General features: G+C 52.6%; 20 protein-coding genes, 1 tRNA gene and 1 riboswitch. Of the genes, 5 read left to right on the top strand and 16 right to left on the bottom strand.

The genetic code is table 11. The features are described 5' to 3' along the window. Positions 1-175: 175 nt before the first annotated feature. The 10 genes from PBOR_RS09610 to alaS form a co-directional block, all read right to left on the bottom strand. Positions 176-1240, bottom strand: coding sequence for a LacI family DNA-binding transcriptional regulator (locus tag PBOR_RS09610; protein ID WP_042211473.1), 1065 nt, complete (start codon positions 1238-1240; stop codon positions 176-178). A 250-nt stretch (positions 1241-1490) separates the two neighbouring features. Next, positions 1491-3461 (bottom strand): methyl-accepting chemotaxis protein, encoded by a 1971-nt coding sequence (locus PBOR_RS09605; RefSeq protein ID WP_245648104.1) that lies wholly within the window; start codon positions 3459-3461, stop codon positions 1491-1493. 758 nt (positions 3462-4219) lie between these two features. After that, positions 4220-5542 carry a peptidase U32 family protein gene (locus PBOR_RS09600; RefSeq protein WP_042211471.1) on the bottom strand — a complete coding sequence of 441 codons (1323 nt, stop codon included), beginning with the start codon at positions 5540-5542 and terminating at the stop codon, positions 4220-4222. Positions 5543-5800: 258 nt separating this feature from the next. Further along, entirely contained in the window at positions 5801-6733 is a 933-nt protein-coding gene (locus tag PBOR_RS09595; RefSeq protein WP_042211470.1) for a peptidase U32 family protein, read from the bottom strand. A gap of 47 nt (positions 6734-6780) precedes the next feature. Then, complete coding sequence (gene mltG / locus PBOR_RS09590; protein ID WP_245648103.1) at positions 6781-7827, bottom strand: endolytic transglycosylase MltG; 1047 nt, start codon at positions 7825-7827, stop codon at positions 6781-6783. Positions 7828-7961: 134 nt separating this feature from the next. After that, positions 7962-8270 carry a DUF1292 domain-containing protein gene (locus tag PBOR_RS09585; protein ID WP_039295631.1) on the bottom strand — a complete coding sequence of 103 codons (309 nt, stop codon included), beginning with the start codon at positions 8268-8270 and terminating at the stop codon, positions 7962-7964. Then, positions 8263-8571: a DUF1292 domain-containing protein gene (locus PBOR_RS09580; RefSeq protein WP_036696606.1), complete on the bottom strand. Its 309-nt coding sequence runs from the start codon at positions 8569-8571 to the stop codon at positions 8263-8265. Before PBOR_RS09580 ends, PBOR_RS09585 begins: the two co-directional genes overlap by 8 nt. A 13-nt stretch (positions 8572-8584) precedes the next feature. Further along, positions 8585-9001 carry a Holliday junction resolvase RuvX gene (ruvX, locus tag PBOR_RS09575; protein ID WP_042219175.1) on the bottom strand — a complete coding sequence of 139 codons (417 nt, stop codon included), beginning with the start codon at positions 8999-9001 and terminating at the stop codon, positions 8585-8587. Then, a complete protein-coding gene (locus PBOR_RS09570) occupies positions 9001-9276 on the bottom strand; it encodes an IreB family regulatory phosphoprotein (RefSeq protein WP_036696603.1) in 276 nt (91 codons plus the stop codon). Before PBOR_RS09570 ends, ruvX begins: the two co-directional genes overlap by 1 nt. Positions 9277-9595: 319 nt before the next feature. Then, the gene (gene alaS, locus PBOR_RS09565) at positions 9596-12229 is read right to left on the bottom strand and encodes an alanine--tRNA ligase (protein ID WP_042211469.1); all 2634 of its coding nucleotides are present in this window, start codon (positions 12227-12229) and stop codon (positions 9596-9598) included. A gap of 512 nt (positions 12230-12741) precedes the next feature. On the opposite strand from alaS, the gene PBOR_RS09555 reads away from it, so the two are divergent. Both PBOR_RS09555 and PBOR_RS09550 read left to right on the top strand, forming a co-directional pair. Continuing rightward, positions 12742-12818, top strand: a tRNA-Pro gene (locus tag PBOR_RS09555). A 267-nt stretch (positions 12819-13085) separates the two neighbouring features. Next, positions 13086-14231, top strand: coding sequence for an MFS transporter (locus tag PBOR_RS09550; protein ID WP_218918894.1), 1146 nt, complete (start codon positions 13086-13088; stop codon positions 14229-14231). Between the two features lie 36 nt (positions 14232-14267). Here PBOR_RS09550 and PBOR_RS09545 read toward each other — a convergent pair whose 3' ends face one another. After that, on the bottom strand, positions 14268-14684 hold the full coding sequence (locus PBOR_RS09545) for a MerR family transcriptional regulator (RefSeq protein ID WP_042211466.1): 417 nt from the start codon (positions 14682-14684) through the stop codon (positions 14268-14270). A 91-nt stretch (positions 14685-14775) separates the two neighbouring features. Here PBOR_RS09545 and PBOR_RS09540 point away from each other — a divergent pair, with 91 nt between their 5' ends. Next, on the top strand, positions 14776-15621 hold the full coding sequence (locus PBOR_RS09540; protein WP_042211465.1) for an SDR family oxidoreductase: 846 nt from the start codon (positions 14776-14778) through the stop codon (positions 15619-15621). Positions 15622-15662: 41 nt separating this feature from the next. Continuing rightward, positions 15663-16253: a Gfo/Idh/MocA family protein gene (locus tag PBOR_RS09535; RefSeq protein ID WP_052429404.1), complete on the top strand. Its 591-nt coding sequence runs from the start codon at positions 15663-15665 to the stop codon at positions 16251-16253. 104 nt (positions 16254-16357) lie between these two features. Here the strand turns inward: PBOR_RS09535 and PBOR_RS09530 are convergent, their stop codons facing one another. The 4 genes from PBOR_RS09530 to PBOR_RS09515 all read right to left on the bottom strand — a co-directional run bounded on the left by PBOR_RS09530 (position 16358) and on the right by PBOR_RS09515 (position 24593). Continuing rightward, complete coding sequence (locus PBOR_RS09530; protein ID WP_042211464.1) at positions 16358-20389, bottom strand: glycoside hydrolase family 10 protein; 4032 nt, start codon at positions 20387-20389, stop codon at positions 16358-16360. Positions 20390-20673: 284 nt separating this feature from the next. Beyond that, the gene (locus PBOR_RS09525) at positions 20674-22095 is read right to left on the bottom strand and encodes a flotillin family protein (RefSeq protein WP_042211463.1); all 1422 of its coding nucleotides are present in this window, start codon (positions 22093-22095) and stop codon (positions 20674-20676) included. Between the two features lie 22 nt (positions 22096-22117). Further along, entirely contained in the window at positions 22118-22654 is a 537-nt protein-coding gene (locus tag PBOR_RS09520) for an NfeD family membrane protein (RefSeq protein WP_483823613.1), read from the bottom strand. A gap of 169 nt (positions 22655-22823) precedes the next feature. After that, positions 22824-23009: riboswitch (cyclic di-AMP (ydaO/yuaA leader) on the bottom strand. A 198-nt stretch (positions 23010-23207) separates the two neighbouring features. Continuing rightward, the gene (locus PBOR_RS09515; RefSeq protein ID WP_425415534.1) at positions 23208-24593 is read right to left on the bottom strand and encodes an MATE family efflux transporter; all 1386 of its coding nucleotides are present in this window, start codon (positions 24591-24593) and stop codon (positions 23208-23210) included. Positions 24594-24803: 210 nt separating this feature from the next. Here PBOR_RS09515 and PBOR_RS09510 point away from each other — a divergent pair, with 210 nt between their 5' ends. Next, positions 24804-24983, top strand: a complete 180-nt coding sequence (locus PBOR_RS09510; protein WP_042211460.1) for a hypothetical protein — start codon at positions 24804-24806, stop codon at positions 24981-24983. A gap of 130 nt (positions 24984-25113) precedes the next feature. On the opposite strand, the gene PBOR_RS09505 is transcribed toward PBOR_RS09510, so the two are convergent. Continuing rightward, the gene (locus tag PBOR_RS09505) at positions 25114-25773 is read right to left on the bottom strand and encodes a metallophosphoesterase (RefSeq protein ID WP_157764003.1); all 660 of its coding nucleotides are present in this window, start codon (positions 25771-25773) and stop codon (positions 25114-25116) included. Between the last annotated feature and the right edge of the window lie 10 nt (positions 25774-25783).

Here is a 25783-nt window from a genome sequence, read left to right as displayed (position 1 = left end):
CTCCACACCTGGTTATCCGGGAGTCAATGCTGCACAATGTACAACATTGTCGCCTACGCCGCTTACCTAAGAGTACCTTATGCGGGCAACGAATCAATTGCGGGGAATTGACATCACAGCAGCATTTAGCGCGCGGATAGCGGACCCACCAGCTCAGCCAAATTAATAATTCCTGTTATCCTCTTGGTCCGGCCACCGAATCCCGGTGGACAATGTCGGCAGCAATCAGGATCTTCTCCAGCGGTGCGGAAGGATTATGGATACGGTTCAGCAGCTTCTCTACCGCCGCCCGGCCCATGGCCTCCTTAGGAACATGCACAGTAGTGAGTGGAGGAACACCCCGCGTAGCATCCTCAATATTATCAAAGCCGGTTACCGAAACTTCACCCGGAATCGTAAAGCCTTCTGCCTTGAGCACATCACTGATGGTGAGCGCAATGAAGTCATTGGCACAGACTAGTGCGGTTGGCAGACTTTTGGCTTTCTTACGTCTCTGCATCCATTGCTTAAAGCTCTCATCAAAAGTTCCATCATCCATTCCCTCCAGCTGGAGCATTTCATCATCTCCGGCAGGCGTCTTCATTGCATTCTCTTCCAGGGCACTGCGGAAGCCGATCCAACGGTCTCGGAAGCTGCGGGAGTAGCGGATATTTCCGATAAAATGCAGCTCTGTATGTCCCGTGCCCATCAGGTGATTGCTGAGCCGGGTCATGGAATCCGTGTTATTGGCGAATACCGTATCACTTGGAATAAGCGGATCTTCATGGTCAATCAGCACCATCGGCAGGCCGATGCGGTGCACCTCCAGCAGCAGTGAGGTAGAGATCTGGCCCACGCCAATCAGCCCGAGCAGTCCGTTAGGGTTGAGGATATTGATGAAATTATCCGTCCGGTGCTCAGACACTATGACCATGCCCAGACCTTCCTGGTCCAGTGCAAGTGCAATACCGTCTACAATCTTCCCCCAATACAGGGAATCCTGGGTTTGTGAACGGATATTAGGCATCAGAACCAGGACAGACTGTTTGTTCCGGTCACTGTCCGCAGGCTGCAACGGGCGTTTGATACTCTGAACATAGGCATTCTTCTGAGTGAAATAGCCTAATTGCGAAGCGGCCTGAATGACCCGCTCCCGGGTAGTTTCGTTGACACCGCCTTTGCCGGACAGGGATTTGGACACGACAAATTTGGAGACACCGAGATGGTCGGCGATTTTTTGCATGGTGACTTTCTTAGCCATTTATAAGACCTCCAGATACTATTCACGGATTAACATAGCGAGTCTTTATTCAGTGTTGCTAACTTTTTAAGAAATCATAACATTTAGCTAACAAAATAATTATACGGGGTCGTGAACTGTTGTACAAGCATAAAGAAACCGCTTCTTCCCTAAAGGAAAGAAGCGGTGGAATGTAGCATTTATATGCCCGGATATATGCCCGGATATATGCTCGGAACGGTTTAATTTGTTATTGTATGTTACCGCCTGCTTAAATCTTAAACAGCGACAGCTTGCTCTCCAGCTGGGTCGAAGCACTCTGCAGCTTGCCGGACAGCGATACGAGCTGATCACTGACATTCTGCTGCTCATTGCTGAGGGAAGCAACTTCTTCAGAAGTGGCCGAAGACTGCTGCGCAACCGCACTTACATTGCTCATGGCATCAGACAACACGCCTTGGGAATGATTCAGGCTGTCGATCGCACCGGTGACCGATTCCAGGCTGGTAATGAAGTCTTCCATTTGTCCCTTCACCGATACGAAGATATCGCTGGTACTCTTGACTGAACTCATCTGTTCCTTGAACAGCGGGGCCACTTCTGACAGCACTGCTACGGTCTCATCCATTTCAGCCATAATCTTGTCTGTGATGCCGGCAACCAAGGCGATAGACTGCTTGGACTGGTCAGCGAGCTGCCGGACTTCACCAGCTACGACCATGAAGCCTCTGCCCGCTTCACCCGCTCTTGCCGCTTCAATCGTCGCATTCAGCGACAGGATATTCGTCTGCTGTGTAATATTCTTCATTACATCCAGCACCTTAATCACGGAATACACCGTTTCCTTCAGGTTGTTGACCCTGTTAACCAGCGCACTTGTCATTTCACCAGTGCGGCCCGTCTGTTCCAGCAGCTCTTCGAGCTGGCTGGCACCGTGTCCGCTGGCTTCCCCTACTCCGCGGGCAGCCTGATCCATCTCGGCATTAGCAGCAATAACACTCTGCATCTGGGTAGCAATCAGATCCGTCAGTTCATTGCCGCGTTCCGCCTCCTGCGCCAGACTTCCGGCTCCGCCGGCAATCTCTTCTGTAGCAGCAGCAATCTCTTTGGCAGAAATTGCCGTCTTGCGGGAAGCATCACCCAGCTCATTTGCTGTTTCAAGCACCTCACGCGCAGTATCCGTGGTCTGGGCAACCAGTTCGGTGATCCGCGCCATCATCAGATTGAAAGAGGCAGACAGCTGGCCAATCTCATCCTTCGAGACGTACTCTGTACGGACGCTAAGGTCACCCTTAGCCCCCTGAACCATAAGATCCTTCAGACGTGCCAGCGGCTTGGCAATCATCTGCACCATCCAAAAGCCGACTAGAATAGCAAGCAGAGCTGCAGCTCCAGCCGCTATAAATGTTGTGAACAAAATCGGAGTTGCGGCTTTAACCAGCTCGCCGGTGGGAACGACTCCGGCGAGCTTCCAGTCCGCCTTCTCCATCGGGTTGTACACAGCCAGAACATCTTTGCCATTCGCATCCTTAGCTTCCTGGCTCTCGCTGTTCTTCTTGCTCTCCATAATAAAGTTAAGCTCCGATACCTTGCCGTCCTCTGCCGGTACGGAAGAGGCAACAACCGTTCCTTCCGGTGAAACCAGCTGAATCCGCGAACCGTCTCCAAGCTTCACACTCTCGAAGGCTTCTTCAAGCAGAGTGCTCTTAAGCTCAAGCAAAACAACATAACCTGCATTCGAACCCAGATTCTTGAGCGATCTGACCATAGCGATATTCTTGCCGCCATCACCTTCAACGGAAGTCGGGAACCAGTAGTTCTGTGCGGACTTCGCTTCCGAGGAATAATAAGGCTCATACGAAGTTGAATTTTTGACAGCAGTTTTGTACCATTCCTGGTCTCTTAAGCCGTCCATGGTAAGACCGGAGCTCCCGCTCGAAATGATCGTCATCGCCGGATCCTCTGGAATCAGCGAGATCGCTACGATATTCGAATCTGTTGTAGTCTGGCTGGAGAGCTTCTTGCTGATAGCGTCTGTAGCCACAAATTTATCATAACTGCTCGCAGCAGCGGCAAGCTCAGTCAGATTCGATTGCATTTGCGTATCGAAATACAACTGAAGCGCCAAATTTTCATACTGCTTCAAGGTAATATCAAGCTTCTCGGAAGTCTGAATAATCGTCTGCCGGTTGGCTTCGGAAACATTGTCCTTAATGGTATTCTTGGCTTTGTTGTAAGACATAATCCCCAGGAACAGCACAACAATCACAATAGAAGATAAGAATATCAGGAAAAGCTTAACACCAACTGACTTGAGCGGGTTAACTCTCTTTACCTGGCGTACTGAACCATTCAGCACATTTTTTAAAGTTAGTTTTTGAACTGCCGCTTTACTTGCTGTCTGGGTATCACCTGTTTGGCTTGTCTCAGCCTTTTGTACAACTTTAGGCTTTTTACTGTTCTTTCCCACTTTAATCCTTCTCTCTTTCGGTTTGTCTCTGTCGCTCTCCGGATTTGGAGCCCCCATTACAATCACCTGCCAATTAGATTAGAAGACGTATGTAAGCGTTACCTGTGATATATATCGGCACAAAGGCTCATTTTTCTTAGTATTTTATAGAAAACACTTCAGATTTTTTATATTTTTGTCGAACTGCATAAGTATTTTGGTCTAGAACAAACCTCCCCCCTGCGTGTGAATCAAAACGGAACTCAAGCAGCTTATCGGTGAAACATTTTCCATTTGTAACTTGGTGAAACTTGGTTGACTCCTCATGACACATCAGCTTGCGAGGAGGACTGAGATTCCGCTATTCGGCCAAATCTGGCGAAATCCCGCGACTATCGGACTGAGATTCCGTTAATTGTTCTGAATCAACTCATTTTAGGCTCAAAAGAACAATATAACGGATTCTCAGCCCACTTCCGGCGGATTCAGGGGGATATACGCCAAAAAGGACGCCCTTCTGGAAGAAGGACGTCCCTTTAAATCTGATGGCTCTATTTTCTTTTACGCATCATGTCAAAATAAGCTACAGGCTGATCCACCTTCATGCGCACCCGCTGCAGCGGATGACGGGCAACATCGAGCGGATTTCCCGCCTCGTCCCACAGCTCGCCGACGGTCTGCTTGAAGAAGGTATCGTCCGGTCCGAAGAATTCCACTTCCTGGCCCGGCTTGAAGTTGTTGCGCTGCTGAACGAGAGCCATGCCGCTCTCCGCATCATACTCAAGCACTAGGCCGGCGAAATCATACGGGGCTGCTTTCTCTTCCGGCTCATAGATATGATCCTCATGATCCGGCGTATCGTAGAAGAAGCCTGTATTCAGCGGACGGTTAGCAGCCTTCTGCAGCTCCTCCAGCCATTCCGGCTTCAGGACATAACCTTCCGGGTCCTCCATATAAGCATCAATCGCTTTGCGGTAGGCATTGACCACAGTTGCAACGTAGTGAATCGACTTCATCCGGCCTTCGATCTTGAAGCTGTCAATGCCGGCTTCGATCAGATCAGGAATGCTCTCCAGCATGCACAGATCCTTCGAACCCATCGAGAACTGATTATCCTCAGGCTGGTGCAGCGGCAGCTGGGTCACACCAGGCTGCAATGCCTGAGGCGCCTCAGCCTGATCCTCTTCAGATACCCACGTTCCTTCCGGGCGGGCATCTTCGAACAGATCATATTTCCAGCGGCAGGACTGGCAGCAGCCCCCGCGGTTGGAGTCACGGTCTGTGAAATGGTTGGACAATACACAACGTCCGGAATATGAGGAGCACATCGCCCCGTGGATGAAGCTCTCGATCTCAATATCCACATGCTGCTTGATCTCGGCAATCTCCTCCAGGCTGGTCTCCCGGCCAAGCACGACCCGCGGCAGCCCTTCCTGCTTCCAGAAAGATACTGCCTGCCAGTTAAGCGTGGACTGCTGGGTACTGAGATGCACCTCAAGTCCCGGTACCAGGCGAAGCGCGGTATCCACAATCACCGGATCAGCTACAATAATGGCAGCAATGCCGGCTTCATATAAGTTACGCAGGTATTCTTCAATCCCGGCGATGTCTTCATTGTGAGCATAGATATTAGTCGCTACGAATACTTTGGCGCCATACTTCTTGGCAAATTCAACACCTTCGCGCATTTCCTCAAAAGTGAAATTATCCGCCCCCGAGCGCAGGCCGTATTTCTGTCCTCCGATATATACTGCATCCGCACCATAATGCACGGCGAATTTCAATTTCTCTAAGTTTCCTGCCGGAGCCAGGAGCTCCGGTTTGTCCAGACGGTAACGTTTGCCCTTGAATTGGGGCTTGGTCATGGTTCCCATTCCTGTTCTCCCTCCTAATCTTTGCTGTCAAAACCGACCTAAAAACTTCCCTTTTAGATGGAACGTAACTGCGGGAATTGTTTGAACTTCCGGCCGCTGTTGTCTCCAGATGTTTTTGATTATACCGCTTTGCGGATAACATCCGGAGACAAAGGCGGACGCTGCCGCTCCTCCAGTTTCAAAAATCCCCTCCGTTACTTCATCTTTAAGGTTAAGCTTTAAGTCCAATTTAAAACAGCAAATTAAATATTTTATATTTTAATATACCTGTTCTTTGTAGAAGAAGCCGAACGACAGTTCACGCTCAGGGTCCTGCAGCGCCCGGATCTCATCCATCCAAGCCTCATCGTAAGCATATTCAGCCGGATCTGCAATAAACATGTCAATGGCATGGCGATACGCCTTAACCACAGCAACATTGTACGACACCGGCTTCAGCAGCCCTTCAATCTTCAGGCTGTGCACGCCGGCCTTCAGCAGGAAATGCAGATCCTCAAGGATACAAATATCGTCCGAGCTCATGATATGCGTTCCGTTCTCATCCTCATAAATCGGGAATTTCTCGTTCGGACGTTCCGCTTCGATCAGGAAGAGTCCGCGCTCTCTGCCAAGACTTCCGCCATCACCCGGACGCCCCTGATGGGACATATAGCTGGCTACCAGCTTACGCTTGGAATGATAAATATTCGTCATGCCATGCACCTGCACCTGGGCCTCAACTTGCAGATGGGGCACCATTTCGGTCATTTCATCCATATTCAGCTCACGTGCCAGAACGACCCGCGAAGCTCCCTTGCTGCCCCAATAGTTAGCTGTGGCATAATTGGTAGAAGTCATCTCTGCATTCCAGTGCAGCTTAAGTCCTGGCGCTTCTGCCTTCACGGCTGCCAGGACAGCCGGGTCTCCGAAATCAACCCCGTCTACACCCAGTTCGCCGATTGCCTTCACATAAGCCGGCAGCTCCTCCAGCATCTTATTGGAGATCAGCCCGTTTATGCTTACGTACACCTTGGCGCCTTTATCATGAGCAAGCGCTACAGCCGCTGCAGTATCTTCAAGCGAGAAATGCCCGGCGAGCCGCATACCGAAACGGTCATCTCCGATCAGCAGCGCAGTTGCGCCTGCCTCAAGCAAAGCCGCCGCTTCTTCCAGCGAGGCTGCTGTCGCCAGCAGCTCCGGTTTGTTATTCATTGTGTTACCTCCTGTGCCTATCGCATCCATACTATTGTAGCTCGTTCCTACTGATTTTGTTTGCTTTTTTCGATATTGGCTAAATGTTCCTTATAGGTCTTGGCGAATAAATGCCCCTGGGAACCATCCTTCTTGGTCACATAGAAGAAATATTCCGATATTTCCGGAGTCATCGCGGCTTCAATGGAGGCAAGCCCCGGGCTGCTGATCGGTCCAGGCGGAAGTCCCTCCTGCTTGTACGTATTATAAGGGCTCTCCACCTTCAGATCCTTCTCGTAGAGCCGTTCCTTCTGCTTGTCCAGCAAATACTGGACCGTAGCGTCAATCTCCAGCTTCTGCCCCTTGTCCAGTCTGTTATAGATGATTCCGGCGACCAGTGGACGTTCCTCGTTCACTACAACCTCACGCTCTACGAGCGAAGCAACAGTCATGAGCTCATGCAATGTAAGTCCGCGGTTTGCCAGCTTCGCCTTCCACTCAGGAATCGTATCCAGCTTCTTCACCAGCTGCTCCAGCATAGCCTCGATGACCTGCTGAGGAGTGCTGTCCTTGGCCAGCTCATAGGTTTCCGGGAACAGATACCCTTCAAGACGGTGCCGCAGCTCCTTATTCTCCGGAATCCCTAAAGTTCCTACTGCCTCAAGCCCAGCACCTGAATCTATCAACTGCAGGAAAACCTCAGCCTTCTGACCCCACGCTTCAGCCAGCTTATCTGCCACCTGAACCGCCGTGTACCCTTCAGGGATCGTGAATACAACAGTCTCTTCCTTCACAACATCCCCTTCGTTCATCCGGCTGATCAGGGTATCATATGAGTCGCCCGGACTCACGTTATAGGTTCCTGCCTTGAAGCTGGAGCCCTCCTGGACCCATTTCAGATACCCTTTAAAAAATAATCCGTTCTTGATAATTCCCTTTTCTTCGAGCAGGTCGGCAATTTGCGAGCTTCCCATACCCTTCTCTATCGTAACCGTTACGGCCGGCCCTGCGGGCTCTACCGGCTGCATTCCATTCCAGATGTACCATGCTCCTCCCCCTGCGGCAGCTGCCAGGACAAGAATTAAGATGAGCACAGTGCGGATCACGGCTTTCAAATGTTACGCCTCACTTTCCGACTATAAAGTATAAAATTGTATTGGTTTAAATTCAACACTTTTTTTATTTCCTGCATTCCAAGCAAAAAGAGCGCGGAAAAAAATCCGCCCTCTTCCGTGCTAGTGCTATGGTATTATTCGGTGTCTTCAGCAGGGAAGGTGAGCTCATCATACAGCTCGGAAACATCCTCCCACTCTTCATCGTCCATAATGCTCTCCAGCTCAGGAAGCCCGTCAGGGGAAACCACGATCCGCAGAATTTCCTGCTCCGCAGCTCTTCCTGAACCGGCCAAAACAGCATAAGCACGGTCACCGACAGCAAATTCAGCAATAATATCGTAAACGGAAGACTTCCCCTGCTCATCTTCCAGTTCTACTGTTTCTCCGTATACCTCTTTGAGCTTCGAAGTCCATACCGCTTGATCAGCGGAAAAATCAGTCATTCTCCGCTCCTCCATCCAGCTCATCTACCAAAGTATTGAAGGTTTCTTCTACAATAGCCCATTCCTCGTCATTCTCGATCATGAAGAGCTGCAAGTCATCGCCGTCTTCTTCGTAACGGAACGCATAGACCTCATCGGTCTCTTCATCCTCGGAATCGAGTGGAACCACCATCATATACTTCGCATCCGATCCGTCGACTTCAAACTTCATGATGACCTCAAATTCCTCTTCATTACCTTCCTCATCAGGGATATAGATAATTTCCGGTTCTTCTTCTTGGCCGATCTGCTCGTTTGTCATATCCGCACACCCCTCACCTTTTACTGTTAGCATCCAAAAAATTTTGCAAAATCAGGGCTGCGGCCATTTTGTCCACAATCCCTTTGCGTTTCTTCCGACTGACGTCCCCATCAATCAGCACCCGCTCAGCGGATACCGTCGTCAGACGCTCATCCCAAAGGTGTACGGGTAAATCAAGTTGCTCCCGCAGCTGGTCTGCGAATTCGATGCATATTTCGCCACGGGGTCCTACTGAGCCGTTCATATTCTTCGGCAGTCCAACGACAATCTCACCGATTTCGTACTCCTTGACCAGTTCACGGATACGGTCGAATTCGTTGCCGTTTCCGCGCCGCTCAATCGTCTCCAGAGCCTGCGCTGTCCATCCGAAAATATCGCTTGTGGCAACACCGATTCTGCGGTCGCCGTAATCCAGTCCCAGCTTCTTCATCATTTCGGCTGATCCACCCGATGATTGGCCAGATAGAAACGGACCAGTTCCTCAATCAGCTCATCACGTTCTTTTCTCCGGACCAAACTTCTCGCATTGTTGTGGCGCGGAATGTAAGCCGGATCTCCGGAAAGAAGATACCCTACGATCTGGTTGATCGGATGATATTCCTTCTCCACCAGCGCGTCGTACACGGCGAGTAAAATTTCCTGGGGAGAAGCTTCCTTTTCGTCGCCCTTCACATTGAATTTGACCGTTTTGTCCATGGAGTCCATTTGTGACACCTTCCTTCTGCAAAATCACCCCTATTCGGGCGGCTTCGCAAAGTTGCTGCTGTACAGCTTACTTGCTGCCTTCATCATAACATATTCATGGCCCAACGAGGAAATCCTGCCACTGTAAAAGCGCTTTTTTTGGCATTTTATCTACAAATATAGATGTTTTTTTGGTTTTTAAGCTATTGCAAGCCCCGGGTCAATAATGAATAACCCAAAAAATTATACATTTTGTGAATAAAGCAGCGGCACTGATATGTTGCCCTCAGTACCGCTGTATCTTCATCCGGGTGGTTTCTAAGCTATTTCAGGCATTCCCTTAAGCCAATGCAGCTACAAGCTCTTCGGCCTTCTTCAGTGCTTCGCCCAGCTTGGAGGCATCCTTGCCGCCAGCCTGTGCCATGTCCGGACGTCCGCCGCCGCCGCCGCCGCAGACAGCAGCGATTTCTTTAACCAGCTTGCCGGCGTGGAAGCCTTTCTTCACCAGGTCCTGCGGCACAGCAACCACAAAGTTCACTTTGTCATCCATCACTGCACCGAGTACCAGTACGGCATCCGGAAGCTTGGATTTCAGTTCATCTGCGGTCGAGCGCAGTGCATCGATATTGCCGGCTTGGACGGATACCGCCAGCAGCTGCGTACCGCCGCCTACTGTAATCACACTGCTGGTCAGCTCAGCTGCAAAGGTCGCGCTCAGCTTAGACTGCAGGGATTCATTCTCGCGGCCCAGCTCACGAACCTGGGCATGCAGGGCTTCGATCCGCTTAGGCACATCCGTAAGCGAGGACTTCAGCAGTGCTGCCGATTGCTTCAGCAAGTCCAGCTGGCTCTCTGTGAACTGGTAGGCATAGCGGCCGGTAACCGCTTCGATCCGGCGCACACCGGAACCGATGCCGCTCTCGCTGAGCAGCTTGAAGATTCCGATCTGCGATGTATTGGCTACATGGCATCCGCCGCACAGCTCAAGGCTGTAGTCGCCGACCTGCACGACACGGACGATATTGCCGTATTTCTCTCCGAAGAGTGCCATCGCTCCCATAGCTTTGGCTTCATCAATCGGCTTGTTCTCAATGACTACGTCCAGGCCGCGCCAGATCTGGGCGTTCACGCGCTGCTCAATGTCGCTAAGCTCCTCCGGCGTGATAGCTCCGAAATGCGAGAAGTCAAAGCGCAGGCGCGAGCCTTCTACTAACGAGCCTGCCTGATTGACATGGCCGCCAAGCACTTCCTTCAATGCTTTGTGCAGCAGGTGGGTTGCCGTATGGTTCTTCACGATATCTTCACGCTGTGCACGGTTCACTTCGGCACGGACTGTATCTCCAACCTTCAGGTCTCCGGCCTCGACAGTAACAAGGTGCACATGCTGGCCGTGCGGAGCTTTGAAGAGTCCGGTAACCTTGGCAGTCACAGCGCCGCCGGTCAACAGTCCGGTGTCGCTGACTTGACCGCCGCTCTCAGCGTAGAACGGAGTCGTTGCAAGAATAACCTGGCATTCAGCGCCTTCGCTGACGACATCTACAAGTGCGCCGTCAACAACAATTGCCAGCACTTTGGACTCGGTTACCGTGTCATTATATCCAACAAATTCACTTTTAACCGTCAGCTCGGCCAGTGCGCCGCCCTGGATCTTCATGCTGGCACTGTCCTGGCGTGCTGCTCTGGCACGGTCGCGCTGCTCCTGCATCGCGGCATCAAAGCCTTCACGGTCAACCGTAAGCCCTTGCTCGGAAGCGAAGTCTTCGGTCAGGTCAAACGGGAAGCCGTAAGTGTCATAGAGCTTGAATGCGTCGGCTCCGGCAATTGCACTCAGGCCGTCAGCTTTGGCTTTGGCGCTGATCTCGCCCAGGATAGCCAGACCGTCGGACAGTGTTTCATGGAAGCGTTCCTCTTCCAGACGGATGATTTTGGCAATATATTCACGGTTCTCCACAACGGAAGGATAATATACTCCCATAATGTCGCCAACGGTCTCTGTCAGCTCATGCAGGAACGGACGATCCAGTCCCAGGGTCTTGCCGTAACGTACGGCACGGCGGAGCAGACGGCGGATAATATATCCGCGTCCTTCATTAGAAGGAAGTACTCCGTCACCTACTGCAAAAGTAACGGTACGCACGTGGTCAGCAATGACTTTTAGCGCGATATCCTGTTCAACATTATCCTTGTAGGTTACACCGGCAAGACCGGCAGTCTTCTGGATAATCGGCTGGAACAGATCGGTATCGAAGTTGGAGTCCACATCCTGCAGGATGGAAGCGAAGCGCTCCAGACCTGCACCGGTATCAATATTCTTGTTAGGAAGCGGTGTGTAGCTGCCGTCCTTATTATGGTTGAACTGCGAGAACACGAGGTTCCACACTTCCAGCCAGCGTTCGTTCTCGCCGCCCGGATACATCTCAGGATCACTCATGTCATTGCCGTAAGCTTCGCCGCGGTCATAGAAGATTTCCGAGCAAGGGCCGCAAGGGCCCTCGCCGATATCCCAGAAGTTCTCGTCGCCCAGCTTGATGATGCGTTCTGCAGGCAGACCGACTTTTTCATTCCACAGCTTGAACGCTTCTTCGTCCTCTGCATACACGGTAACGGAAATCCGGTCGCCGTCAAAGCCGATCCATTCCTTGCCGGTCAGGAATTCCCATGCCCAGGTAATTGCTTCTTCCTTGAAGTAATCGCCGATGGAGAAGTTACCCAGCATCTCGAAGAACGTGTGGTGACGGCGCGTCTTGCCTACGTTCTCAATATCATTGGTACGGATACATTTCTGTGAGTTAGTCAGGCGGGGATTCTCAGGAATCTCCCGTCCGTCGAAGTAGGCCTTCAGCGGCGCCATGCCTGCGTTAATCCACAGCAGCGATGGATCGTTGTGAGGCACGAGCGATGCGCTCGGCTCAATGCGGTGACCTTTACTCTCAAAAAAATGCAGCCATTTGGAACGGATTTCACTTGCTTTCATCATGTACAGCTCCCGTCTCATCATTAGTGCGGCACTTTGGCCGGAAATCTCATTGTTACCCGAAAAAGTTACCCGAAAAATCAAAAACAAAAAACGCCCCTGAATTAGATTCAGGGACGATGATTATCGCGGTACCACCCTGGTTATCGCCTTGTTCCGTGAGAACACGGACTATTGCAGACGATCGCCTTGTGCGGCTGTTAACGGGTGCCCCCCGGCGGGATTGTCCCCGCACTCCGAAACTAGCTTTCTGCCGGCCTGCCTTCAAGGTTCTCACAGCCAATTGCGGGAAATCCGCAAAGGAACCTGTTCTCTGATGGAGCCATTCTCCGGCGTACTTGTTTTCATCAACGTTTTGTCCGATTTGCATTTTAACATTTTCAGTATAGCCAGCGGCCTGATATCTGTCAATCTCGGGCAGGGAAATTGCCTGGGTGAGGGCAGTAAACTGTACTAAAAAGGATATTTACAGCGCTTACATACAGGCGTATAATTCGAATTGTTCCACACGTCGAGACGTAGCTCAGCTTGGTAGAGCGCTTGCTTCGGGAGTAAGAGGCCGCAGGTTCGAATCCTGTCGTCTCGACCATTCTTAATAATCCATTGAGACAGTCCCATAAGTTGACGTCCTATGAATACCCGCAGCCGGATGGCTTGCGGGCTTATTTGCGTTCAAAGGCCAGGCTGGAATTCGTGTAGGATCGGGCAACAAGTGAAAGGGAACGGGCAAAGGTCACGATGAAGCGCAGATTATAATGAGTGCAGAGCAATACTCTATAACGAATACACATAAGAATGGATGATACTTTTGGCAGAACCTGTTCAGAAACAGATTGATTCGCCTGCACGGTATTCTATGATAACTGCCGTTCTGGTCCTTTGTTCACTTGTTGTCGTATCCGGCATCTATGTTACGCTGCCGTTAGGCTCCTTATTGGCTGATGCCTTTCAGGCATCGCCGGCCAGGGTGGCATGGGCAAGCAGTGCTTTTACGTTCGCTTACGCCTTGGGATTCCTGCTGTTTGCTCCACTGTCTGAGCGTTTCGGCCGCTGGCCTCTGATGCTCTCAGGTCTGCTGGCTCTTGGTCTTATCACCCCTATGCTGGGGCTGGCGCCGGGCCTATCTGCTCTGATTGCGCTCCGCGCAGTACAAGGACTGGCCGCAGCAACCTTTGCGCCGACGGTTATGATCTATGTCGCCGAGAGCTTCCCGCAAGAACGCAGAGTTGCCGCCATGGGCTTTGTAAGCACCGGATTTCTTGTTTCGGCCATCGCCGGGCAGCTGTTCAGCAGTGCGGTCAGTGAAAAATGGGGCTGGAGTTATGTATTTTATATTCATGGGGGCTTATGTCTCGTAGCCACAGTGTTGTTCAGCATCTTCATTCCGCGGGGTGAAGAGATCAGGACAAAGGCAGGGCTGGCCGCACTCTACAAACAGCTGCCCGCCTTATTCCTCCAAAAACGGCTTGTGCTGTGCTATCTGATCTGCCTGACGATTCTTCTCACGTTTGTCGGCATGTACACGATATTTCAGGACTATTTGACGAAGCTTTCCTTTGCTCTTACTGCCGCTCAGCTCATGCAGGTAAGAGCCGCAGGACTCGCGGGAATGATCCTGGCGCCGTTTGCGGGACGTCTGGCAGCCAAATTCGGCTTCAAGCGAACGCTCCAAGCCGGACTTCTGCTCGCTGCCGCAGGCCTTGGCGCAGTCGGATTAAGCTCCAGCCTGCCCGTACTTGTCGTAATGAGCATTGTTTATATTTCCGGCATCTCCGTCATGATACCTGTACTGATATCACTGATAGGCTTGCTCGCAGGAGAGAGGCGCGGCCCGGCAATCACCGTATATTCGCTTATGCTGTTCATTGGGGCCTCAGCGGGTCCGCAGGTTGCACTGAATCTGTTAAAAGCAGGCAGCAGTCTGTCGGCGTTTGAAGCACTGGCTGCACTTTTACTTGTTGCCTTCGGGTTATCCTGTTTCATTAAGGCGCCTGAAATATGATACAGGCGCTTGAAGCGTGTGGGAACTGTCATACGATCACACTGATGAGCCCGCCTGCCAGCTCTTCATCATCTCTTGCGCCCGCTGCGGATCTGTCATCAGCAGCGTCCGGTACTCCAGCATCCAGTTAAGGGTGACCAGCATTTGCTCATACTCTTCCTTCTTGTGTTCAATCACCAGCTTCTTGCTGTGAATCCAATCAATAATCTGCAGGTTGGTCCGGCCATTGGTATCGTGGTCCTGCAGAGCCTCTTTTAGCTCAGCCAGCGAACAGCCAATCGACTGAAACTTCTTGATGAGCTTCAGCCGCCGTACAGCCTCTTCTGAATAATTGCGGTAATTGTTGCTTTCCCGGCGCACATGCCGTTCATCGAGCAGGCCTTCCTTTTCATAAAAGCGGATCGTATGGATCGTGAGTCCCATCCTGTCCGCCAGTTCCTGAATTTTCATCATTAATTCTCCTTTGGACCGCTTGCCCTAGAGTTCACTTCATAGTTTATGCTTAATTTGATCAGGCAGTCAACTTATGAAGGAGGATATCATTATGCATGTTTTTGTTACAGGAGCAACGGGGTACATCGGTTCTGCGGTCGTCCGGGAACTGACCGGCGCGGGACATACCGTGACGGGTCTTTGCCGTTCTGAGGAGAAAGCCGCAGGATTAAAGGCGGCTGGGGCTGAAGTATTGTACGGCACACTGAAAGACCTTGATACTCTGCGCAGCGGCGCCGCTGCTGCGGATGGCGTGATTCATCTGGCGTTCACCAATGATTTCTCTGACTTCGAGGGGGCGCTGGCCCTGGATTTGGGGGCCGTTGAAGCTATGGGAGCGGTGCTGGAAGGCTCCGGGAAGCCGTACATTACCACGGCGCACGCGAACGGGCATGCCATAGATGCAGCAGTGATCGCAATGGCTGAGCGGGGCATCCGGGCATCCGTCGTCTCGCTTGCACCGTCCGTGCACGGCGAAGGCGATAGAGGTTTTGTGCCGATGATGATCCGCATCGCCCGGGAGAAGGGCTTCGCCGCCTACATCGGCGATGGAACGAACCGCTGGCCGGCGGTTCACCGCCTGGATGCGGCGGTGCTGTACCGCCTGGCGCTGGAATCCGCCCCGGCGGGCTCGCGGCTGCTGGGCGCCGGCGATGAAGGCATTCCGCTCCGCGGGATCGCCGCGGTCATCGGGCGGCAATTGAGCGTGCTGGCGGCCAGCATAACCCCTGAAGAAGCCGCAGACCACTTCGGCTTCCTTGGTGCTATCGCGGCCTTCGACATCACAAGCTTGTACAACACTGCGCAGGCAAGCGCGGCAACACGTGAGCTTCTGGGCTGGCAGCCGGTACAGCCCGGACTGATCGACGATCTGGAAGCAGGCCATTATTTCGCATAAACTGCAAGATTTCTCCTGCCAAGCCGCCTGGAGACGCGACAATGCTGTCTTACCGGAGAGGGCTTCCGCGCTTCCGCAAGGTCAAGGAGTGGCTGGATACGGGAGCGATCGGCGAAATCAGATTCGTGCGCACCCTGCATATGACTAAACCGCTCGCGGCGGTATGTGAGGAGAACTGGCGGGTGGACCCGGCCATTTCCGGCGGCGGCTTATTGCTGGATGTGGGCAGCCATACGCTGGATCTGCTCGATTTCCTGCTTGGCCCGATTAAGGATGTCAGCGGACATGCGTCCAACTTCGGAAGCCCTTATGCACCGGAAGATACGGTTTCCGGGCGGTACCTGTTTGAATCGGGCGTCCATGGAATGGGCATCTGGTGTTTCAATGCCTATTCAAACGAAGATGTTACAGAAATCGTCGGCAGCCGCGGCAGCATCACCTTCTCCACCTTTGCTGACCAGCCGGTTATTCTCCGGACGGAAGACGGGTCGCACCCTGAATCCATTGCCCACCCGCCCCATATCCAGCAGCCGCTGATCCAGTCCATTGTAGATGAGCTTCTGGGACGCGGCACCGCTATCCGCACCAGCCGCGTGATGGATGAGCTAGTGCGGAATTACAACGGACGCTGATCTGCTATACTTGAAAATAAACCTGCAACATAAACAGCCAGCCTCCGGGAATCCGCCCGGCGGCTGGCTGTTGCTGCGCTCAATCAGAAGACTCTAAATCCTAATTACAGCTTCCAGATCCGATACAGAATGACCGCAGCTTCCGCGCGGGTGAGTGTATCATCCGGGGCAAGCTTGCCGTTCCTGCCGTTCACCACCCCGTATTTCAGCAGAGCTGCCAGGCTGTCCCGGGCGTAAGCGGAGATTTGCTCTGCATCCGCATAAGCATCCAGAGTTCCGCTGCCGTGAGCCGCTATCCCGGCTGATTTCAAGGCGCGTGCTGCAATCACCATCATCTCCTGGCGGGAGACCGGATTGTCCGGTCTGAAGGTGTTATCTGCATAGCCGCTGACGATCCCCAGCTGCTTCGCGGCAGCAAGCTCCTTGCTATATTCAGCACTATTCCGGATATCGCTGAATCCCGCACCAGCTTCACCTGCGCCCTTGAGCTCAAGCACTCTCACTAGAGATGCGGTGAAATCTGCTCTGCTCATGGATACCGCTGGTGAGAAGCTGCTGCCGGAGGTTTCCGTGATGATCCCTCGGGCCGCCATGGCAGCGACAGCCTGCTCAGCCCAAGACAGGTTCCCCAGATCCGTGAACGTCAAGGGAGCATAGGCTGCTGCAAACGTGCCGGACTCTGATGTCTGGAATACAAGGGATCCTTCCGCCGCATTATAACGGCTGTTCACGACGGCTGTTATGTGTCCCTTCTCATTGAGATGCCTGACCACGAGTGAATCTGAATAGCCCAGTTCTTCTACTGCCGGCTTGTAAGGAATAGAGACCGTAATAGGTGCATCCTTGTTGTTCCAGGCAATACTCTGGCCGCCGGCCGACAGATTCAGCCCGATCACCGGACGATTGCCGGTCAGTCTGCGCGCTGCCGCGTCCAGGCTGGAGGCAGGGGACTCTTGTATACGAATGGATACGTATTCTGTAGTTGCTGTAAGGCCAGCCAGCTGCCCGCTAGGAATCGCGAGTGTTGCTTGGTCTGTCTTAATCACCAGCACGAAGCTCCCCTGCCCTTTCATGCTCTGCACCGGCAATTCTACCTCATAAGAGGAGGTACCCGTCTGCCCGGGTATGTCGATGACGATTTGTTTTCTGCCGTCTGCTGCCGGGACTGCCTGCTCCAGCGCTTTCCCTAGAATATCGCCCGTAACCGTGGCCTTCGCCACTCCTCCCTCGTTCTTAACCTCCGGTCTGATCGTAACCACGCCATCCTTAATCTCTGCGGTAACAGGCTTCGGGGTAGCTGCACTGCTGCTGAAGTTGTCCGTAACGCCGGGTGCCGGGGTTGGTGTAGCTGTTGGTGATGGTTCTGCGGTTGGTTCCGCAGTTGGTTCTGCTGTTGCAGCCGGTGTCGGCGTTGGCGTAGGTGTAGCTGCCGGTGGTTCCGTATCGCCATCTTTCGCCTTAAGGGTTAACACGCCGTATACAGAGGTATCCTGATAGCCGTTCCCGCTCGTATCATTCCATGCGGCAACACTTTGCCGGGCGCCGTCTTTGGCATCGTTGATCTGTGCGTCGAAGCCGATTTTGGCGCCGCCGGCTGGCGTTACCTTTTTGAACGGAATCTTCATTTCAACAGTGTAGCTTGTTCCGGATACCTTGGTTGCCGACTCGAAGCCTTCCCCGATAGCGACCGGACTGAAAGAAGTTTCGTTGTCATAATTGATTCTGAACTGTCCGTCATCGTCCTGGTAGAAGGAGGTCTTGCCATTATTCTCATCCAGGAAAATCTCGACAGAATCCTGCTCCCATGCATTCGCATTGCTCTTGTCGAGCTGCGCATCGCTGACCTGGATCAGCACATACAAATTCTGCTCATCCCACAGGGTACGGGCAGTTCCGCTTGCGCCCTGCCAAGCCAGCTGATACCGGTTAACCGCCAGCTCAGGAGCCGTGGTCCAGACTGTATCCGCCGTCCCGTCAATGACAGGTGTGCCGTAGACCGCCTCTGACACATTGGCATCTGTCTGATCCGGCTGATGCTCTGCCATATATTTAGCAGGATCAATGACACCGTAGTATGCCGGTTTGGCCTGCAGGTTCTTATCGAACAGCAGCGGATTCGCGGAAGCTCTCCAGCTTGTATGATCGTCCAGGCCCCAGAAGGTGACACGCTTAATATTGGCGGAGTGGGACTTGAAAATATCCATTAACTGCGCGTATAAGTACCCTTGGGCTTCCGCAAGCTTGTCAGGCAGCTGATTATTGCTTCCGGCCTGAATATCAAGCTCGGTAATGCTAACTTCCACCCCGGCGGAAATAAACTTCTCGAGGGACATTCTGACGTTGTCGGGATTCGTGTTAATACTGTAGTGCCCTTGCATTCCGATGCCATCAATCAGCAGCTTGCCGGGATGTGTAAGCGCATACGTATCATTGATGCCCTTGACCATACTGTAGATCGCCTGGGCTTTATTCTGGTTATCCTCGTTGTAATCATTGTAATAGAGCTTGATATTCCACTCCGGATGTTCATCCAGCACTTCTCTTGCTGCCAGGAAGGCCTGCTCCACATAGTCTGCCCCGATGGCATTATACCAGGGAGATTGACGCAGCGCCCCTTCCCAGTTCGCAGGATTGGCGGGATTATCATTCATCGCTTCGTTGACCACATCCCAGGAGATTACTTTATCAGCGAAATGCTCCATGACGGTCCGGATATGCGTTCTCAAATTCGTGAGGGCTTCCTCCCGTCCCAAGGGGATCGTCTTCCCTTCAGCATCTGTTGCCGTATTCATCCACACCGGAGACTGCTGATGCCACACCAGTACATGCCCGTGCATCTGCATGCCGCCGGCCAGAACTTTGTCCACCATGTCATTCGCCGCAGCAAAAGTGAAATTCCCCTTTGTCGGCTGCAGTGCATCCGGCTTCATGGCATTACCGGCTGTAGCGACATTGTGATGCATCGTCAGCAGCTCCTGCCGGACACCTTCCAAATCCTCCGCAGTAATGGCGTTGCCGATCAGAAAATCATGCTGATAAGCCTCTTTTACAGGAATCAGATCCTTCTGTATATCAACCGGGCCTGTGCCTGTCTGCTCAAAACGGATATCGTCGATATAAAAGGAGGCTGATGCGTTATTAGAGCTCTCCACATAAAGGGTCAGATACTCGCCGCCCACACTGTTGTAACGGTAGCTCCCCGCATATTCAACCCATCCGTCAACGGTGCTGATCGTCTTGGCGGACAGAGCCACATAATTCGCGCTGCTGCCATTGCCCACCTGCGTAGACAGCTGAAGCTGCGCGCTTGCCGGATCAATCAGCTTCACCCAGGCGGAGATATTATACTCACTGCCCTTGTCCACGTACTTCTCCACACGAAGGGATGGCCCATGCCAGGTAGAGGTTCTGCCTTCCACCTTCAGCGCGTAGGAACCGTCCACCGTATGATTCTCCTCATCCGTTACGGTAAGCTGCTCTGTTCCGGCTCTGCCGGTGAATCCGCCTGCCGTCTGATCTTCAAAGGTAATCGCAGGGAATGGCAGAGCCGGGTCCCGGGCAGGCTCTTCCCCGTCATCCGGTGCTGCCTGTTCTGTGAAGAGAATATCCCCCAGGTAAAAGGGTACTGCTGCTCCGGCTTCGTTGGAATTAATGCGCAAGGCCTGATCCTTGCTGGTATCCACGGTGAATTCTCTGGTCAGCGTAACGGATTTGCCGGCTTCATACGGCACTTCTGCATAATTCCCGTAGCTGTTCACCGTTTGCAGGGCAGCCATTGCACCTGCAGGCAGACTCACTCTGGCGTCAACATAGACGACAGCAGTCACGGTGTATTTTTTACCGTTCTCAAGACCGAGATCGCTGAATTTGAAATCTGCCGCATCCCAGTTGTTCACTCTGTTACTTACATATAACGCTGCCCCATCGGCATTCCCGTCAAAAGAAATACCCGTGGCTGCACTCAGGCTGGCGCCTCCTGATGGAACGGCGATGCCTGCACCACCTGCAAAGGTTTCGTGATATACCGTTCTAGTGACCTCTGCCGCCGCTTGTGCAGCCGGAGCATACCAGCCTGCCGGAAGAAGCAGGACCGCTGCCAGTAACACCAGAAAGACTTGCTTGATTATTCTACTCATGCATTGCCTCCTCTGTATGAATTTGGGTTCATTTTAGTTAAGCGCTTACAAGATTTGAAGACTGCCCCCTTTCTTAACCCAAATCGTAGCATAATGCCATAAACGCGTCTTACCCGAAACTAAAGATTGTACCGTGCTTTTTATAGATCATTTTCAATCAGGATGATACGAAAAAAGTTCTCTTTCCACGTTTCAGCTGCGCATGCGGACAAGCTAAACCAGCCCCGTACAGGGCGGAAGGCTCTTGCCGCTGTACGGGGCTGATTGAATACACTGCTGCAGACCTACTGCTCATTCCCCCGGCCGAGCAGACCGCTAAGCGCCTCGGTCACGTTCATACCGGTAAGTGTCTGGGTCAATTCAGGAACCTGAGCCATGATTTTGGCGATATCACCGGTAATTTTGTTCACACCGGTTGAGGCTCCATCCTGGGAAATCACTGTAATCTTATCGACCTTGGCCAGCGGAGAAGCGATCCGGTCCGCCAGCTCAGGCAGAATCTTCAAATATTCTGCAGTAAGTGCGGCCTGCGTAAACTGTTTGTAAGCCTCGGCCTTCTTCTGCAGTGCCCCGGCTTCTGCGGCTCCTGCCAACTGGACAATTTCTGCATTCGCTTTTCCCTTCGCCAGCTCTGCTTCCGCCGTGGCCAACCCGCGCTTGGTCGTCATGGCTGCCTCTGCTTCCGCCTCAAGAATTTGCCGCTGCTTGGCTGCTTCCGCTCTCATAACCGTAGCCTGATTCTCCGCCTCGGCAGGCTTGATCACCGTTGCCTCCAGCTCCTTCTGTTTCAGCTCCACTTCGATTTCCCGTACAGTCCGGTTCGCTTCCGCTTCCATCTGCGTGATCTTGACCTGTTCGGTAACCAGCGACTGCTTGATTTTGTTCTGCTGTAATTCATAGGCAAGATCCGCCTGTGCCTTCTTCACTTCTGTCTCCAGCTTAAAGTCCGCCTGCTTAATGTTCAGTTCCTTCTCGAACAGGGATTCCTTCGCGCGGGCGGCGGTTTCCGCTTCAATGGTGGCCTGGTGAGCATTGGCTTTGGCAATGGAGGATTCCTTCTCCGCCTCGGCCTGCTTAATCTGAATATCGCGTTCCGCTTCAGCCTTGGCAATACTGGCATCGCGGCGGATACGCTCAATTTCCGGAACCCCCATATTATCGATGTACCCTTTGTCATCCGTAATTTTCTTAATGGTGAAGCTGACCACCTCAAGCCCCATCTTATCGAGATCCTCCGAGCAGGTCTCCCGCATCTTGCTGTTGATTTCGTCAGGTGTCTTGAGAATGGATTCTACGGTCAGTTGCCCGATTAGGCCGCGCAAATGGCCTTCTACCGAATGCAGAATAATGGTCTCGCGGTCCTCTTCCGGCCGGTCGATAAACTGCTCGCTGGCCGTTAGGATCGCGGTCGGATCACTTTTGATCTTAATCTGGGCTACCGCCTCCAGGTTGAGCTTGATGCCCTGCCGGGAGAACATCGCCTGCGCGGGGATGACATCGAAGCTCATCAGCATCATGGAGATGGTCTTATTATTCTGGAAGCCGGGGATGACGAATGTCCCGCCGCCCTGTACTACTCTTTTTCCGCCTAGACCGTAGACAATCATTGCCTGATTGGGCGGAACCTTTTTATAGGAGCTCACGATACTGAACAAGGCCAGCAGGATGACAACAACAATAGCTGCGATTACATAAAGAATAACCATATGGTTAGACACTCCCCGTTATTTATAATTGTCCGGTCTCCCGCTCGAAGAGGGTTACGGCCGCCATTCCTTTATTCACCTTCAAAATAATGACCCGGTCACCTTTCCCGAGCTGCTGGCCGGCTTCTGCCCGTACACCTATGGAGCGCATCGTGCCGTGAAGCACATATTTCATTTCCCCGACCGCCCCGTCCGAGGCAGCAATACTGATGTATCCCAGCTGTCCCGCCTGCTCATAATCCATTTCTTTCATGCTGCTGTCATACCGGGTCATTACCCGGGCCAGCACCGTATACATCAGACAGCCCAGCAGCAAAGCCGTCACGGTGCAGATCAGTATCACTGCAAGCAAGTGCATTCCGCTGAACCGGGTAAAGACATAACCAGTAGCTCCCCAGACTGTGACAAACACCATCAGCGGGAGGAGCGGCACAAAGCCCGGACCTCCGGCATCAACGCCCCCCGCATGCAGATGACCCGCCAGGCCATGCCCATGAATTCCGCCGCTGAGGAGGAGCAGCAGCCCTACCCAGAAGCACACGATAAATACAGTAACGATAATAGTTCCCTCCTTTCAAGCAGTAAAGAACCGCGCCAAACCTTCTAATTATCGTTGTTATAAGATTTATTCCTCCTCATCTATACCGCTTTCCCTGTCCTGCAGGCGCAGCAAAAAGACCACAGAAGCGGCAGGGCTCTCCGTGGTCGGTCATTCGATCATGGCGCTCATCCTCTCTCTTCGAAGCTTACGGGGTTAGCTGACGGATTCGGGCATCGAGATTGCCCTACCTTGCCGGAGCGGCTTGTTGGCCCGCTGCAAGGATTCACCCCGGGTGAATGTCAGCATCTGTACGAAAGCCGCATTCACCATTGGTTCCCCCGTTCCCGCTACCGGAATTCAGCATTTGAGAACAGTTCAATTTCATTCGGTTGTTGATTTGAATCTTACGCTTATGGCCGTTTATTGTAAAATGTTCCAGATGGCAAAAGAAGCCAAAGAATGCTGTCCAATCACGAATGAAAGCGCACTCTTTGGTCCTGCTCTTATGCAGCCGGTGATTTGCTCATTAATGCGCCGTTTCTCTTACATGAAGCCTCCGGCAGACAGCTGATTAAATCAGCTTGTGCGCATACCACTTCTTGCCCCTGAAGCGCCACAGAAAGACAGCTCCGCGGACCGCCCACTCGCAGTTCATTGCCAGCCAGACGCCCAGGACGCCGTAGCCAAGCACTATCCCGAGAATGTAACCGAATACGACCCGGAACAGCCACATTGACAGCATGGAGGTGATGGAGGTGAAGCGGGAATCCCCCGCTGCCCGCAGCGCGGACGGCAGAATGAAGCTGACCGCCCATAGCGGAACCTGGGCAATGGCATTCACCAGCAGAACCACGAACAAATCGTCAATGATCTCGGCAGGCGGCGAGAAGATCGACACCAGCGGATGGAAAAGCGGCATCAGGATCAAGGCAACCAAGGCATAAGAGGCTGAGCCGATCCAGAGGAAGGACTTGATGAACTTCCTGGCATCGGCAGCATCCCCCCGCCCGATACATTGACCGACCACCGTCACTATCGTCAGTGACAGCGCACTGGCCGGAATCTGAAACACCATCGCCAGTGAGCCGGCGATCGCATTGGTCGCAATGGCATAGGTGCCAAGACTGACAATGAAGATCTGGGTCAGCAGCTTGCCGCCGTTGAAGAACATCTGCTCCGCTGCAAACGGCACGCCGATGAACATAATTCTGCGCAGCATGGAGATCGGGGTATGAAACAGGTCGCGGACACGGACACGCAGCACAGTATCCAGCTTGAACAGATACACCAAGGCACAGACCATGCCTGCATACCGAGCGATGTTGACCGCAAGCGTCATTCCCAGCACACCCATATCCAGCAGGTTAATGAAGACTACGTTCAGGAGTACATACAGCAGATTCATGATCAGCGACAGCATCAGCGAAGCCCGCGTCCTGCCGACGCCACGCAGCGCACCGCACACGGCCTGAACCACGGCGATCCCCAGATAAGAGATACTGCTGCCGATCATATAGATCCGGGCATTATCCAGTACCTCGGCGGAAGCGGTTCCGAACAGCAGGTTCAGTATCGGCGTGTGGAAGCCCATGAGCAGGAGGCCAATCCCCACGGCGATCAGCGATACCGAGGTGACCGAACCCGCCGTAGCCTGGGACACCATCCGGTCGTTCCCGCTGCCTTTGTACTGCGCAACGACCACCGTCCCGCCGGTCGCAATCGCAACAAACACGTTAATCAGGAATATATTCAGTGAATCTACCATATTCACCGCACTGACCGCCGCCATGCCGGAGGAGCTGATCATCGCAGTGTTTACCAGATTAAGCCCGATAATGAAGGCCTGGTCAATCAGGATCGGAATAAATAAAGCTATAATTTGCCGGTAATCCATCCCTTCCCCGGAAAGGTATTTCTCCAGCCATTTCCTGGCCGGCAGTCGAGCCTGAAGCTGCATAAACATATCACATTCTTTTCTGTAGAATAATTGCGAGCAGAATTTACATTCATTCCAGTTTACTACAAATCGGGGATCATGTCTGTGCCCATAGTTAAAAGCAGGAACATGAATTGCGGAAGCACATAAATTCTATTCTTTCAAAGAAAAACTCCAGTCTCAGCCGAAATAATATATTGTGACTATCTTTTGGGAGAGGAGGAGTGCACTTTGAATAACGAAATCGTCAAGAATCTCATCAGCCAGGTAACAGAAGAGGTCTTCTCAGAGAACAGGGTTGCCTTGGAGAAAGACGGAATCCCGGAGAAAAGCATGGAGCTGGCCGTCCAGCTGTCTGCCTTAACAACGATTAAAATCCTCGAAAAGCTTGAACTTATCGATAAAGACTAGCTTCGCAAAAAACATTGAATCTACATACCAATCGGCATAGCGCTTGCAATGCAAACAGCCCGCAATGTGGAGCAATCCACATTGCGGGCTGTTATTATGCTGTCTAATGAAAATGCAGCATGGTGAATGCTCACCAACAGTCCAGATAATCAACACAAAAATCTGTATACCTCTGTCTGCCGGATTCCGTTGAACACGAATAGGCAATGCCATTATGGATATCAAGCAGCGTCAGCCGGCAGCCATGCTTCGCTCCTGTATCTATGCCTATCTTCCCGTCTCTTCTCCAAATCTTCCCCGCTGCCGACCCCAGCTTGAAGGTCGGGGTATGTCCGAACACAATTCCCCGTCCGGCAAAGGCGGGAAGCTCCGCTTCCCAGAAATCCTGGCGGATCTCGGTCATATCCAGCAGCGTCTGCTGCTCCAGGGGAACGCCGGGACGGAACCCGGCGTGTACAAACAGATATCCGTCCGCCTCCACATATGTAGGCAACTGACGCAGCCAGCTGCGGAGGGTTAATTCCGCCGCTGTGTGCTCCCCGGGCTGGCTCAGCAGGCGTGTCTCCATATTGCCGGGAACGGCAAGTGCGCCGTCCCGGGTCAAGCTTCGTATCAGTTCAAGCGTTGAGCGGCTTTGCGGATCCTCATCTATGTAATCCCCTACCAGAATCAGCTGGTCTGTCCTGGGATTATATGCGGCGGCATCAAGCAGCTGCTGCAATCCTGCGGCATGTCCATGAATGTCGGAAACCGCAAGCAACCGGTAAGCTTTCTGTAGTGTATGCGGCACAATATCAACG

This window comes from Paenibacillus borealis (assembly GCF_000758665.1).
Classification (GTDB): domain Bacteria; phylum Bacillota; class Bacilli; order Paenibacillales; family Paenibacillaceae; genus Paenibacillus_AQ; species Paenibacillus_AQ borealis.
This window is presented reverse-complemented; position numbering and strand designations above follow the sequence as displayed.

Bases quoted from the DNA above. Each gene is read 5' to 3' on its own strand.
- PBOR_RS09610 (WP_042211473.1), bottom strand. From the start codon at position 1,240: ATGGCTAAGAAAGTCACCATGCAAAAAATCGCCGACCATCTCGGTGTC.
- PBOR_RS09605 (WP_245648104.1), bottom strand. From the start codon at position 3,461: ATGTCTTACAACAAAGCCAAGAATACCATTAAGGACAATGTTTCCGAA.
- PBOR_RS09600 (WP_042211471.1), bottom strand. From the start codon at position 5,542: ATGGGAACCATGACCAAGCCCCAATTCAAGGGCAAACGTTACCGTCTG.
- PBOR_RS09595 (WP_042211470.1), bottom strand. From the start codon at position 6,733: ATGAATAACAAACCGGAGCTGCTGGCGACAGCAGCCTCGCTGGAAGAA.
- PBOR_RS09585 (WP_039295631.1), bottom strand. From the start codon at position 8,270: ATGACTGATTTTTCCGCTGATCAAGCGGTATGGACTTCGAAGCTCAAA.
- PBOR_RS09580 (WP_036696606.1), bottom strand. From the start codon at position 8,571: ATGACAAACGAGCAGATCGGCCAAGAAGAAGAACCGGAAATTATCTAT.
- ruvX (WP_042219175.1), bottom strand. From the start codon at position 9,001: ATGAAGAAGCTGGGACTGGATTACGGCGACCGCAGAATCGGTGTTGCC.
- PBOR_RS09570 (WP_036696603.1), bottom strand. From the start codon at position 9,276: ATGGACTCCATGGACAAAACGGTCAAATTCAATGTGAAGGGCGACGAA.
- alaS (WP_042211469.1), bottom strand. From the start codon at position 12,229: ATGAAAGCAAGTGAAATCCGTTCCAAATGGCTGCATTTTTTTGAGAGT.
- PBOR_RS09550 (WP_218918894.1), top strand. From the start codon at position 13,086: ATGATAACTGCCGTTCTGGTCCTTTGTTCACTTGTTGTCGTATCCGGC.
- PBOR_RS09545 (WP_042211466.1), bottom strand. From the start codon at position 14,684: ATGATGAAAATTCAGGAACTGGCGGACAGGATGGGACTCACGATCCAT.
- PBOR_RS09540 (WP_042211465.1), top strand. From the start codon at position 14,776: ATGCATGTTTTTGTTACAGGAGCAACGGGGTACATCGGTTCTGCGGTC.
- PBOR_RS09535 (WP_052429404.1), top strand. From the start codon at position 15,663: ATGCTGTCTTACCGGAGAGGGCTTCCGCGCTTCCGCAAGGTCAAGGAG.
- PBOR_RS09530 (WP_042211464.1), bottom strand. From the start codon at position 20,389: ATGAGTAGAATAATCAAGCAAGTCTTTCTGGTGTTACTGGCAGCGGTC.
- PBOR_RS09525 (WP_042211463.1), bottom strand. From the start codon at position 22,095: ATGGTTATTCTTTATGTAATCGCAGCTATTGTTGTTGTCATCCTGCTG.
- PBOR_RS09515 (WP_425415534.1), bottom strand. From the start codon at position 24,593: ATGCAGCTTCAGGCTCGACTGCCGGCCAGGAAATGGCTGGAGAAATAC.